This window comes from Mesorhizobium sp. 113-3-9 (assembly GCF_016756515.1).
Taxonomy (GTDB): Bacteria; Pseudomonadota; Alphaproteobacteria; order Rhizobiales; family Rhizobiaceae; genus Mesorhizobium.
In genome coordinates, this window is sequence record NZ_AP023246.1 from 5877216 (window position 1) to 5889865 (window position 12650).

Here is a 12650-nt window from a genome sequence, read left to right on the forward strand (position 1 = left end):
CCGCGATCCTGGCGCCGCACCGTACTGGCACGCGGCGCCAGGTTTCCCTTGCGCCGCGACTGGCCCGCCCGATGCGGTGGAGATCGCGGCCCGTTCCAACCATGTCGCGGGTTCCCTGTGGAAAATCATTCGCTCATCCAACGCCTGATCGCGCGGCCTGAATTTGGTCCCTTCGTGCTGCTCGTCGTCGAGATCGGCGTTTTCTGGGGCTTCAACCACGACTTCCTGTCGCCGCAGAACATCTCCAACACGCTGGCCTTCACCGTCGAGCTCGGCCTGATCGCGCTGGCAATGACGTTGCTGATGACATCAGGCGAATTCGACCTTTCCGTCGGCTCCCTGTTCGGCTTTTCGCCGGTGCTGATGTGGACGCTGTTCAACAGTGGCGTCACCTCGCTGGAAATGGGCTTCGTCGTCGCGCTGGTGGTCGCCGCCTTGATCGGCCTGGTCAATGGCTGGTTCGTCACGCAGCTCAAGATCCCGTCCTTCCTGGTGACGCTCGGCATGCTGCTCGTGGTGCGCGGCAGCGCCCTTTTCATCACCGACGGTTTTCCGCAGCGCACCTGGAGCGCCGAAGGCAGCTGGCTGGCGGAAGCGCTGGTCGGCGACTTCTTCATCGGGCCGTTCCGCATCTACATGTCGCTGTTCTGGTTCATCGCCGCGGCGATCGCGCTCGGCTATGTGCTGACGCAGAGCCGGACCGGCAACTGGATCCAGGCGGCGGGCGGCAATCCCAACGCCGCGCGGGCCCGCGGCGTCAACGTCAACCGCGTCAAGATCGGCCTGTTCGTGCTCTCCTCGGTCATGGCTTCGCTGGCCGGCGTCATCTCCTCGCTGCGCACGTCCGCCGCCAATCCCAACAGCGGCACCGGCTACGAGCTCGAAGTCATCGCCATGGTGGTGATCGGCGGCACGGCGCTGACCGGCGGGCGCGGCACCATCATCGGCACCGTGCTCGGCATCCTGATCCTGCGCGTGATGCGCAACGGCATCGTGCTGATCGGCGTGCCGGGCCTCGCCTACAACATCTTCATCGGCGCAATCATCCTTGGCATGATGGCGCTCCACTCATGGCTGGAACGCCGGCATCAGGCAGGGACTTGAACCATGGCCGAGCCATTGATCCGCATGCAGAACATCCACAAGTCCTATGGCCGCGTGCAGGCGCTCGAGGACGCCAATTTCCATGTCAATGAGCGGGAGATCGTCGGCCTGCTCGGCGACAACGGCGCCGGCAAGTCGACGCTGATCAAGGTGCTCTCAGGCGCCGTGCCGCTGACCAGCGGCGACATCTTCATCCGCGGCAAGAAGGTGACCTTGCGCAGCACCAGCGACGCCATTGCCCAGGGCATCGAGACGATCTACCAGGACTCGGCACTGGTCACGCAACTGTCGATCGCCCGCAATTTGTTCCTCGGGCGAGAGCCGATCAAGCCGCCGCGTTTCCTCAACCGCATGGACCAGGAGGCGATGAACACTGTCGCCCGCGACCTGCTCAAACAGGTCGGCATCTCGAAGAACATCCCGCCGACGACGCCAATCGGCTCGCTGTCGGGCGGCGAGCGCCAGGCGGTGGCGATCGCGCGTGCCATGCATTTCGACAGCGACCTCATCATCCTCGACGAGCCGACCAACAATCTTGGCGTCGCCGAAACGCAGGGCGTGCTAAGCTTCGTGCGCAACGCCCGCGATTCCGGCCATTCCTGCATCTTCATCGCGCACAACATCCATCATGTCTTCCAGGTAGTCGACCGCATCGTCGTCATGCGCCGGGGCAAAGTGGTCGCCGACGACATCGACCCGAAGAAGACGACCGTGACGGAAGTCGAACGGATCATCACCGGCATGTCGGACAAGGAAATCCGCGACGCCGTCGCCGACGGCAAGCCGTCACACTGAGGACGGGCGGAAGCCGTCTTGTCGAGGCAGCCGAATGCGCATCGCGGTGATGGGTGTCGATCACCCGTCACTCATATCGCATCGGCCGCCAAATCGCTTGTCTGGCGCGCCACCGCATCGGCGCACAGGGTTACGGCATGAAGGCCACGGTCTCCGATATCGCCAGGAACTGCGGGCTCTCGACCGCGACGGTCGACAGGGTGCTCAACAATCGGCCGGGAGCAAGCGCCGCAAACCGGCAGCGCGTCATGGAGGCCGCCAAGCAGCTCGGCTATCTGCCGGTCGCCGATCAGGTGACGCTTCCCTCGAAACCTGCAAACCTCGAATTCTTCCTGCCGATCGGCAGCAATGCCTTCATGCAGGATCTGGCAAGACACATCGAGGACTATGCATCGCGCCTGCCGCTGGTCGCCTCCTGCCGGATCCACAACCTCGCCGGCATCGCGCCCAATGCGCTGCAGAGCGCCGTCGAGAACCTGTCGCTGAGGGCCAATGGCGTCGGTGTCATCGCCATCGACCATCCGCGAACCCGCAACATCCTGCGCGACATTGTCGACGCCGGCATCCGCCTGGTGACGCTGGTGTCCGATATTCCGGCCGCTCCCCGCTCGGCCTATGTCGGCATCGACAACCGCGTGGCGGGACGGACCGCCGCGCTCTTGATGGGACGCTTCCTCGGCGGCCGCGAGGGCCATCTTGCGATGGTCGTCGGCTCGCGGTCCTATCGCGGCCATGAGGAACGTGAAATGGGCTTTCGCTCCGTGCTTGGCGAGGAATTTCCCAACCTCACCGTGACCAGTGCCGTCGAGATCAACGATGAGCCGGATGCCAGCTATGCCGAAACCATGAAGGCGCTGCATAACGAACCGGAACTGCTCGGCATTTATTGTGTCGGGGCCGGACGCTCCGGCGTTGCAAAAGCCATCCGGGAAGCCAGGCCCAACCGCAAGCCGGTCTTCATCTGTCACGACCTGACGAGAGAAACGCGCGGCTACCTCGTCGACGACCTCGCCGATGTCGTCATCGACCAGAACGCCAGGCTGATCGCCGAGCAGTCGGTCATTCGCCTGCTTGGCTCCATTGCCTCATCGGCACCCTACCTGACGCGAAAGTTCATCGAGCCACGACTTATCTTCCGGGAAAACGTTCCGGTGCAATGAGAACGCATTTCCCCGCTTCTGCGGGCGGCACGGCAAATCTGCACAGCAGCTATGCACAATTCATTGTTGCCGAATCATTGGGCAACTCGTAGCTTCTGGTTGTCGGCCATCTACTCCTCCCAGATGCGATGCCGACGCTGAATGGGGTGCACCTCCTCCCGCACCACATTCGAAATCGAGCCCGCTGCCACCTCCTCCCGGCAGCGGGCTTTTTTCGTTCAGCCATCAGGAGTAGCGGCACAGCCGACGCCAAAGGGCGCACGGCATCGCCTCGGTCATATGACCGGCAAACGACCGACAGAGGCGGCGGAACTCAACCGGCGGCGGTGCCCCGGAAGGAAACGATCAGCCCTTCGGCCATGCGCACGAACTGCGTGCTCGGACCTTCGGCGCCCACCGTCTGCACGCTGACACGCGCACCCTCGAACAGCAGCGACAGCGTGTCGGCGAGCAGTTCGGCCTGACCAATGCCCGCATCCCGGCACAACGTCACGAGGCGCTCGCGCTGAGCCTCCTTGAGTTCCTTGATCACCAGCCTGGCTGGATGGTCCGGCTCGGTCAGCTCGGCGGCGGCATTGGCCATGTCGCAGCCACGGCCGTCAGCATTGAGCATCGCGGCCGCCTTACGCACCCAGGCATGCAACTGCGCGAGCTTGTCGCCAGGAAATTCGGCCTCGAACGCGTCCCACATGGCGCCGGCCTTGGCCGCGTTGGCGCGCAGGCACTCGACGATCAGCTCGTCCTTGGATTCGAAGTGACGATAGAGCGTCATCTTGTTCGTGCCGGCAGCTTCGGTAATGGCGTCGACGCCGACGCCCTTGATGCCGTGCTTGTGGAACATGTCGCGTGCCGTCTCCAGGATTCGATCCCGGGGACGAGAGCGCTCCACGACGCCGTCTGTCATCATGATCTCCTTTCGTTTCCAAAAAACCCTCGGCCACCTCTTGACTAGGGTGTTACCGGTCTGTAACTTCCAGCATGTTACTTACTGGTAACACCTATGTCGTCCGTCGTCAATAACAAGGCCGTGAACTGGTCCTGCCAGATGAGAGGGACGAGAAACTGCCAATCATGCGGCCTCGGCCGGTGAAGAAATGAAAACGGTTCGCGAGCATGGGCTGCGAATCGACAGACAAGGAGCCGGCCAATGCCACAGCGCCGCGATCTTACCATAGATGAGGCCGTCCGGGATCCGATGATCCGGCTGGTCATGAAAGCAGATGGGGTCGACCCCCGCGCTTTCGAGAAAATGCTTCGCTCGCTTGCCGATGGGCAGCGTCGCGAGGTGCCGTTGCTGCGTTCACGGGAATCTTCCCGTGACGGGCACGGCCAGTTGTCCAGGGTTGCCAGTGCCTTCGGGCGGGCAAGAGCAGCCGGCGAGGCATGTGTGTCGTGGTAAACTTTTTCATTCACCGTCCGATCTTCGCCTCGTCGATCGCCATCATCATGGTGCTCGCCGGGACGATTTGTTATTTCCTGCTGCCGGTCTCGCAGTTTCCCGACATCACACCGCCCCAGGTCGTGGTCAGCGCCCATTATCCGGGCGCCAGCGCGCAGGTGGTCGCCGATACGGTGACGACGCCGCTGGAGCAGCAGATCAACGGCGTCGAAGGCATGACCTACATGTCGTCGACGAGTTCCAATGACGGCTCCTCGACCATCACAATCACCTTCGATGTCGGCTATTCCCTGAGCACGGCCGCCGTCGACGTCCAGAACCGCGTCTCGCAGGCGGCCTCGTCGCTGCCGGCGATCGTCAACCAGGGCGGCGTGACGATCAAGAAGCAGAACCCGAATTTCGTTCTCATCGTCAACCTGACCTCGCCCGACAAATCGGTTGACCCGGTGGCGTTGAGCAACCTCGCCTATCTGCAGGTCGTCGATCCGCTGAAGCGTTTGCCCGGCGTCGGCGACGTGCAGATCTTCGGCGAGCGGCGCTATTCGATGCGTGTCTGGCTCGATCCCGACAAGCTCGCCAATCTCGGCATCACCGCGGTCGACGTCCAGAACGCCATCTCGGAGCAGAATGTCCAGGTCGCGGCCGGCAAGATCGGCCAGTCGCCGGCGCCGGCCGGCACCGCCTTCGAAATGCAGGTCAACGCCGTCGGCCGCCTGAGCGACCCTAAGGAGTTCGGCGACATCGTCGTGCGCGCCAACACCGACAGCGGCTCGCTGGTGCGGCTGCGCGACGTGGCCCGCATCGAACTCGGCGCCCTGCAATATTCGTCCTCGGCCTTCTTCGGCAAGGACCCGACGGTCGTGCTCGCCGTCTACCAGATGCCCGGTTCCAACGCGCTCGATCTTCAGCAGCACGTCAAGGACAAGATGCAGGAGCTGTCGGCACGTTTCCCCAAGGGCGTCTCATACGCCATGCATTACGACACGACGCGCTTCGTGTCGGCCTCGATGCATGACGTGCTGATCACGCTCGGCGAAGCCTTGGTGTTGGTCGTCGCCGTGGTGTTCGTCTTCCTGCAGAGCTGGCGCACAACGATCATCCCGACCATCGCCATTCCGGTGTCATTGGTGGCGACGATGGTCGTCATGGAGATGATGGGCTTCTCGCTCAACATGCTGTCCCTGCTCGGCATGGTGCTGGCCATCGGCCTCGTCGTCGACGACGCCATCGTGGTGGTCGAAAACGTCGAACGACAATTGGAGGCGGGCCTCAAACCGCTGGCGGCGACCAAGGCCGCGATGGCCGAGGTCACCGGACCGATCATCGCCACCACGGCGGTGCTGATGGCCGTCTTCGTGCCCGTCGCCTTCATTCCCGGCGTCTCCGGCAAGCTCTACAATCAGTTTGCGCTGACGGTGGCGATTTCGGTCGGCATCTCGGCCTTCAACTCACTGACGCTCAGTCCGGCCCTCAGTGCTGCCTTCCTGCGCCATCGCGGCGAGACGCAGTTCGCGCCATTCCGCTGGTTCAATACAGGCTTCGACAAGGCATCACATGCCTATGCCCACGGCGTGCGCATCCTCATCCGGCTGCGCTGGATCATGCTCGGCCTGTTCGCGGCCGGACTGGTGGCAACCTACTTCGTCTGGCAGAAGCTGCCGTCGACCTTCCTTCCGGTCGAGGACCAGGGCTACTTCTTCGTCGTCATCCAGCTGCCCGATGGTGCCTCGCTGGAGCGCACCGACGCGGTGGCCCAGAAAGCGCGCGACATATTGCAGGCGACACCCGGCGTCGACATCGTCGGCTCGATCAGCGGCCTGAACTTCCTGACCAGTGCGGCGCAATCGAACTCGGCGGTCGAATTCGCCATCCTGAAGCCATGGGAAGAGCGTGGCCCCGACCAGAGCGCGTCCAAGCTCGTCGCCGATGTACGTGGCAAGCTGATGCAGATTCCGGAAGCCTTTGCGCTGAGCTTCGATCCGCCTTCCATCCCGGGTATTGGTACCACGGGCGGCTTCGAATTCGTCGTCGAGGACCTCACCGGCCGCGGCAGCGCGGCCCTTAACGACGCGACGCAAGCCGTGATCGCCGAGGCGCGCAAGCAGCCGGAAATCAATCCGCAGCAGCTGTTCTCGCCGTTCTCGACCTCGACGCCGCAGTTCAACTACGACCTCGACCGGGCCAAGGCGAAGCTGCTCGGCCTCAACCTGCCCGACGTCTTCAACACGCTGCAGATCTATCTCGGCTCCCTCTACGTGAACGACTTCAACCTGTTCGGCCGCACTTTCCGGGTGACCATCCAGGCCGACAAGGATGCACGTGCGGGTGCCTCCGACATTTCACGGCTCTATGTGCGCAATGCCTCAGGCGGCATGGTGCCGCTCTCGACGTTGGGCAAGCTGGTGCCGTTCGTCGGCCCGGAAACCGTGCCGCACTACAACAACAACGCCTCGGCCACGATCAATGGCGGCGCTGCCCCCGGCTTCTCTTCAGGCCAGGCGGTCGCCGCAATGGAACGGGCCGCTGCCACCGCGCTGCCCAGGGATTTCGGTTTCGAATGGACCGGCATCACCTTCCAGGAGCTCAAGGCAGGATCGATCGCGTCGGTCGTCTTCGGCCTCGCCATCGTCTTCGTCTTCCTGATCCTGGCGATGCAGTATGAGAGCTGGGCGATGCCGTTCATGGTGCTGCTGGCGGTGCCACTGGCCCTGTTCGGCGCCTTCGTAGCCCTGTTGCTGCGCGGTATGCAGATCGACGTCTACTCGCAGATCGGCTTCGTCATGCTGATCGGCCTGGCGGCGAAGAACGCGATCCTGATCGTCGAGTTCGCAAGACGGCGGCGCGAAGAGGGCCTCAGCATCGTCGAGGCGGCGATGGAAGCCGCGCGGCTCAGGCTGCGGCCGATCCTGATGACGGCTTTCGCCTTCATCCTCGGCGTACTGCCGCTGATGTTCGCCACTGGCGCCGGTGCCGCGAGCCGTCAGTCGATCGGCACCACCGTGTTTGGCGGCATGGTCGCCGCGACCATCCTGTCGCTGGTGTTCGTGCCGGTCTTCTACGCGGTCATAGAACAACTGCGGGAGCGCCGCGAAAGCGGCGAGCCCGCCTCCAAGCACACTGAACCAACTGCCGAACCCGCCTTCCCTCCCCTGGCGGAAGCGGCCGAATAAGATTGGAGACTAATCATGCGTAAATGGAAAATCGCGTTAGGAACGGCTGTCGCACTGGGCGCGATCTCGGTGGCCAGCGTCCATCTGCTCGACATGGGTAACCTCAGGTTGAGCGGCGCCACGGCGGGAGCGGCGACGCCGGCTCCAGCGGCATTCGTCATGCCGGTGCCGGTGGCAAGCGTCGTCAAGAAGACGATCCCGATCTATCTCGACTATGCTGCCCGCATCGAGCCGATCCGCAGCATCACCCTGCAAGCGCGCGTGCCGGGCTATCTGCAGGAACAGACCGCGCAAGACGGCGCCGATGTGCGGCAGGGCGACCTCCTCTACAAGATCTCGCCCGACGACTTCCAGGCAGCTCTCGACCAGGCGAAAGCCCAGGTGCAGCGCGATACGGCGACGCTCGACTATGCGCGTTCCAATCTCGGCCGCGGCACCGAGCTCGCCAAGAGCGGTTACTTGGACAAGGACAGCTTCGACCAGCGCACAAGCACCTTGCGCGAAGCGCAGGCGTCGCTGGCGCTCAACCAGGCAGCGGTGCGCACGGCGGAGCTCAATCTGAGCTATGCCGAGATCCATGCGCCGTTCACCGGGCGCCTGGGCCGCAATCAGGCTTCGGTCGGAACGCTGGTCAGCGTCGCCGGCACGGTGCTCAACACGCTGGTGCAGCTAGACCCGATCTATGTCACCTTCAATCCGAGCGAGACGGATCTGGCGGAGATCGAGCAGGCCCGCGCGGCCGGCCCGATCGAGGTCGAGGTTCTGCTTCCGGGCGAGACCGAGACCAGCCAGAAGGGCGAACTGACCTTCATCGACAACACGGTCGACCATTCGACCGGAACCATCACCGCACGCGCCACCATCGGTAATGCGAAGTTCACGCTGATGCCTGGCCAGTATGTCCGCGTGCGGCTGCATATCAGGCAGCAGCCTGATGCGCTGATGGTGCCGCAGACCGCGCTGGGTTCGAGCCAGCTCGGCAAATATCTCTACGTCGTCGGCAAGGGCAACACGGTCGACCAGCGTCTGGTCTCTCTCGGCCCGACCAACGGCGATCTGGTGGCCATCCTGAGCGGCGTCGCCGAAGGCGACCAGATCATCACAGGCAATCTGCAGAAGATCGGACCCGGAATGCCGATCTCGCCACTGCCACAGAAACCGGCTACCTGAATCCCCCGCAGGCCCGGTTTCCGCGCGGCGCCCTCGACCTTTTCTCAGGTCGCGGGCGCCGTTTTCACGAGCAGGCCGACAAGAGCGGCCACATCGGCGCGATCGGCTTTGGCCGGCGGCATGAAGGCGCAATAGGGATGGCCGAGGCGCACTGAAACGGTGGAAAGCGCAATCAGGCGGCCCGCCTCCAGATCGGCTTGCGCCATCACCCGCTGGCCAAGGGCAATGCCCAGGCCGAGCCTCGCCGAGGCAATCGCCAGACTGGACAGGCCGACGCGACGCCCATGCGACGGGTCTGGCGAGCGGCTCGCGCCGCATGCCGCGAACCAGTCGGCCCAGGTTGGGTGCGAGGCATAGTTAGGACCCCAATTGGTGTGAATGAACAGGCTCTCATGCAGGTCCGTGAGCCCCGGATCGCCATTGCCGTGCCGGTGCCAGAATTCCGGGGCGCAGACCGGCAGCACATCGTCATGGACGAGGCGGATCATCCGCAAGCCGGGATAGTGATAGTCGCCATAGGAAATGCGCAGATCGACATTCTGGCGCATCAGATCAATCGGATCGTCTTCCGCGCGCACGTCGATCGCCATGTGCGGAAAGGCATCGAGAAGCGCAGCCAGCCTCGGCGCCAGCCATAGCTCTGCCAGCGAAAACGGCACGCTGACGACCAGACGCGTTCTCAGGCCGCCTTCCAGCATGCGCTGGCCGATGGCGGCGATGTCGCCAAGCGCACGCGCGGTCTGTGGGTAAATGGCGTGGCCGGCGTCGGTCAGCGTGATGCGGTTGCCGGTGCGCACGAACAGCTGCTTGCCGAACCAGGTTTCGAGATTGCGGATCTGCTGGCTGACCGCCGCCGAGGACACGCCAAGCTCGCTCGCGGCCAGGGTGAAGCTGCCGGCACGAGCGGCGACCTCGAAGGCCTTGATCGCGTTCAGCGGCGGCAGTCTTTCCATGCCAAGCTCCATAAGATTTTCTTGGTCGGTCGTAATAATTTTCCGCGTTGAGGGAAAGAATTTTTTGCCGTTCTCTGTGCCCAGCCCAAGGAGCACGCGACATGAAGGACATTCTCGATCTCGACCGTTATCCGCTCGACCGCGAAGGCAGCGGCGACTGGAAGCGCCTCGTCGAGCAGTCCGTCGCGGCGCTCAAAGCCGACGGCATGTTCAATCTCGAAGGTTTTTTGCGGCCCGGCGTCGCCGAACAGGCGGTGCGGGAAATCAAGCCGGTCATGGACACGCAGTCCCATGTCCACAAGCGCATGCACAATATCTATTTCAAGCCCAGCATCCCCGAACTGGCGCCCGACCATCCCGCCTTGCGCAAGGTCGAGACCATCAGCCACACTGTCTGTGCCGACCAGCTTCCCGGCAGCACCGTGCTTGCCATCTACGAATACGAGCCGCTTGTGCGTTTCCTGGCGGCGACGATGGGCAAGGCAGAACTGCATGTCATGCAGGATCCGCTGGCCCGCACCAATGTCATGGCCTATCGCGCCGGCGAGGCGCTGAACTGGCATTTCGACCGCTCGGAATTCACCACGACGCTTCTGCTGCAGCAGGCGCAGAGTGGCGGCGACCTCGAATACCGCACCGATCTGCGCTCGGACGACGATCCGAACTATGACGGTGTCGCCAGGTTGCTCGAAGGGCGAGACCCCGATGCAAAAATCCTGCGCATGAAGCCCGGTACGCTCAATGTCTTCCGCGGCAAGAACACCGCGCACCGTGTCACCACCGTCGAAGGCGAACGCGAGCGCATGATCGCGGTGTTCTCCTATTACGAGAAACCCGGCGTGATGTTCAGTGCCGAGGAACGGGTCGGCTTCTACGGCCGGGCGGCCTGAGCCGCCCTCCACCGATCCGGGGCGGGTTTTGCCTGGCGCCGAGAAAAAATCCGAAAATGAGACCTTGTTAGATTGTCGACAATCTGATTGTCTTGCGGTCTGTTCTCGCTGGAGTGGGCCGGATAGTGAAGACGGAGTTCAGCCCGATTGCCGACACCACGCGCCGTGCCGAGATCGTGGCGCTGCTTCGGCGCGCGATCCTGACCGGCCAACTGGAGCCCGGCCAGAAGCTCAACGAGCTCAGGATTTCCGAGCAGATGCGGGTCAGCCGCGCGCCATTGCGCGAGGCGATGCGCGAGCTGGTGCAGGAAGGTCTCCTCGCCAGCATTCCCTACGCCGGCACCTTCGTCGTCGACGTCACCGCCAAGGATATCGACGATGCCTATTCGTTGAACAAGGTTCTGGACGAATTCGCCATTGAGCGCACCTGGCCTCTGCGCGACCAGCGCTTCTTCGACGAGATCGACCGGCGCCATGAGGCGGTGAAGCAAGCGACGCGGGCTCTCGACACCACGCGTCAGATCGAGACCGCGCTGCAACTGCACGGACTGATTTACGAATGGGCCGACAATTCGGTGCTGCTGGAAACCTGGCAGCGGCTGACCAGCCGGCTGCAGATGTATTTCGCGCTCCATCTGCATGCCCGCAACGAGCCGGTGCCGGTCGAGGACATGCACGAGACCTATGTGCGGCTCATGAAAGGCAAGGATATGCGCGCCGCCCAGCGCTATGCCCGCGAACATATCGACATCGATTTCGAGGAACTGCTCGCCTATGCGCGCGGGCTGGAACAAAGGGAATCGAAGGGCGCCAAGGCCGATCGCGCCGGACGGAACAACAACGGCTGAGGGCTTCGCCGCCAAGGCGATGCTTTCCTGAAATCACTGACAACGGACAGACAATAGTGCAGATCAAATCCATCAAGGCCTACCATGTCGTTCAGCCCTTCGTGGACGGCCCCTACCGCATGTCAAAGGGGCGGGTCGCCGACTGCTTCGATGCGGTCATCGTCGCCATCACTTCCGATAGCGGCGTGACCGGCTGGGGCGAGATGGCGCCGCTCGGCAATTTCTATTCGGCCGCGTTTCCGGCAGGGACACGCGCTGGCGTGCCGGAGATCGCGCCGCATCTCATCGGCCAGGATCCGCGCGGGCTGGCCAGCATCGGCCGGCTGATGGACACGGTATTCAAAGGCCATCCCTACATTAAATCGGCGCTCGACATGGCCTGCTGGGACCTAGCCGCACGCGCCGCCGACGTGCCCCTGGTGACCATGCTCGGCGGCCGCGAGAGCGATATGGCGGAGACCTACCGGGTCGTCACCCACGGCACGCTCGACCAGATGGCGGAACTGGCAAAAAGGATCATCGCCGAGGGCTGTCGCCGTCTGCAGGTCAAGGTCGGCGGCAATGTGCACGACGACATCGAGCGGGTAACGACGGTCGCCTCTGCCGTGCCGAAAGGTACGGTGATTTTCTGCGACGCCAATGCCGGCTGGACACCCTATCAGGCACGGCAGTTCGCCGATGCCACGCGTGGCATAGACTACACGTTCGAGCAGCCCTGCACGACGATCGAGGAGAACATGTCGGTGCGCCGCATGCTGGACAAGCCGATGGTGCTCGACGAATCCGTTACGTCGCTGGAAGAGATGCTGGAGATCCACCGCCTGGGCGCGGCCGACGGGTTGACGCTGAAGATCTCGCGGCTGGGCGGCGTGACCAGGGCCCGGCAGATCCGCGACGTTGCCGTCGACCTCGGTTTCATGATCACGGTCGAGGACACAGGCGGCGCCGAGATCGACACGGCGGCGATGGCACATCTGTCGCTGTCTACACCGCAAGAGCGGCGATTGCATGCCATTGCCTTCCATGAATGGGTGACGGTGCGCACGGCCTTCAACGCCCCGCCGGTCACCGGCAGCCATATGGGCATTCCGGATGGGCCTGGCCTCGGCATCGACGTGGACCCGAGCCTGCTCGGCAAGCCTTTCTTCGAGATCGGCTGAG

At 63.5% G+C, this 12650-nt stretch carries 10 protein-coding genes; 8 read left to right on the plus strand and 2 right to left on the minus strand.

All coding sequences use genetic code 11. The features are described from left to right. Positions 1-117 precede the first annotated feature (117 nt). From MesoLj_RS28840 to MesoLj_RS28850, 3 genes are all read left to right on the plus strand, one after another. Positions 118-1104 (plus strand): ABC transporter permease, encoded by a 987-nt coding sequence (locus MesoLj_RS28840; RefSeq protein WP_202323399.1) that lies wholly within the window; start codon positions 118-120, stop codon positions 1102-1104. A 3-nt stretch (positions 1105-1107) separates the two neighbouring features. After that, positions 1108-1899 carry an ATP-binding cassette domain-containing protein gene (locus MesoLj_RS28845; protein WP_202323400.1) on the plus strand — a complete coding sequence of 264 codons (792 nt, stop codon included), beginning with the start codon at positions 1108-1110 and terminating at the stop codon, positions 1897-1899. Positions 1900-2036: 137 nt separating this feature from the next. Next, positions 2037-3059, plus strand: coding sequence for a LacI family DNA-binding transcriptional regulator (locus MesoLj_RS28850; protein ID WP_140769071.1), 1023 nt, complete (start codon positions 2037-2039; stop codon positions 3057-3059). Between the two features lie 313 nt (positions 3060-3372). Here MesoLj_RS28850 and MesoLj_RS28855 read toward each other — a convergent pair whose 3' ends face one another. Beyond that, positions 3373-3963: a TetR/AcrR family transcriptional regulator gene (locus MesoLj_RS28855; RefSeq protein ID WP_202323401.1), complete on the minus strand. Its 591-nt coding sequence runs from the start codon at positions 3961-3963 to the stop codon at positions 3373-3375. 479 nt (positions 3964-4442) lie between these two features. Between MesoLj_RS28855 and MesoLj_RS28860 the strand changes: the two genes are divergently transcribed. After that, entirely contained in the window at positions 4443-7628 is a 3186-nt protein-coding gene (locus MesoLj_RS28860; protein ID WP_202323402.1) for an efflux RND transporter permease subunit, read from the plus strand. Positions 7629-7643: 15 nt separating this feature from the next. Next, positions 7644-8798: an efflux RND transporter periplasmic adaptor subunit gene (locus tag MesoLj_RS28865; RefSeq protein ID WP_140769079.1), complete on the plus strand. Its 1155-nt coding sequence runs from the start codon at positions 7644-7646 to the stop codon at positions 8796-8798. Between the two features lie 44 nt (positions 8799-8842). Here the strand turns inward: MesoLj_RS28865 and MesoLj_RS28870 are convergent, their stop codons facing one another. Next, positions 8843-9751, minus strand: a complete 909-nt coding sequence (locus MesoLj_RS28870) for a LysR substrate-binding domain-containing protein (RefSeq protein ID WP_140769081.1) — start codon at positions 9749-9751, stop codon at positions 8843-8845. A gap of 101 nt (positions 9752-9852) precedes the next feature. Between MesoLj_RS28870 and MesoLj_RS28875 the strand changes: the two genes are divergently transcribed. From MesoLj_RS28875 to MesoLj_RS28885, 3 genes are all read left to right on the plus strand, one after another. Further along, entirely contained in the window at positions 9853-10641 is a 789-nt protein-coding gene (locus MesoLj_RS28875; RefSeq protein WP_140769083.1) for a HalD/BesD family halogenase, read from the plus strand. 122 nt (positions 10642-10763) lie between these two features. Next, complete coding sequence (locus MesoLj_RS28880; protein ID WP_140769743.1) at positions 10764-11489, plus strand: GntR family transcriptional regulator; 726 nt, start codon at positions 10764-10766, stop codon at positions 11487-11489. Positions 11490-11545: 56 nt separating this feature from the next. Next, entirely contained in the window at positions 11546-12649 is a 1104-nt protein-coding gene (locus MesoLj_RS28885; protein ID WP_202323403.1) for a mandelate racemase/muconate lactonizing enzyme family protein, read from the plus strand. The last annotated feature ends 1 nt before the right edge of the window (position 12650 follow it).

What these genes read in the sequence shown, in the direction of transcription:
- MesoLj_RS28845 (WP_202323400.1), top strand. Translation starts at nt 1,108, where the DNA reads ATGGCCGAGCCATTGATCCGCATGCAGAACATCCACAAGTCCTATGGC.
- MesoLj_RS28850 (WP_140769071.1), top strand. Translation starts at nt 2,037, where the DNA reads ATGAAGGCCACGGTCTCCGATATCGCCAGGAACTGCGGGCTCTCGACC.
- MesoLj_RS28855 (WP_202323401.1), bottom strand. Translation starts at nt 3,963, where the DNA reads ATGACAGACGGCGTCGTGGAGCGCTCTCGTCCCCGGGATCGAATCCTG.
- MesoLj_RS28860 (WP_202323402.1), top strand. Translation starts at nt 4,443, where the DNA reads ATGTGTGTCGTGGTAAACTTTTTCATTCACCGTCCGATCTTCGCCTCG.
- MesoLj_RS28865 (WP_140769079.1), top strand. Translation starts at nt 7,644, where the DNA reads ATGCGTAAATGGAAAATCGCGTTAGGAACGGCTGTCGCACTGGGCGCG.
- MesoLj_RS28870 (WP_140769081.1), bottom strand. Translation starts at nt 9,751, where the DNA reads ATGGAAAGACTGCCGCCGCTGAACGCGATCAAGGCCTTCGAGGTCGCC.
- MesoLj_RS28875 (WP_140769083.1), top strand. Translation starts at nt 9,853, where the DNA reads ATGAAGGACATTCTCGATCTCGACCGTTATCCGCTCGACCGCGAAGGC.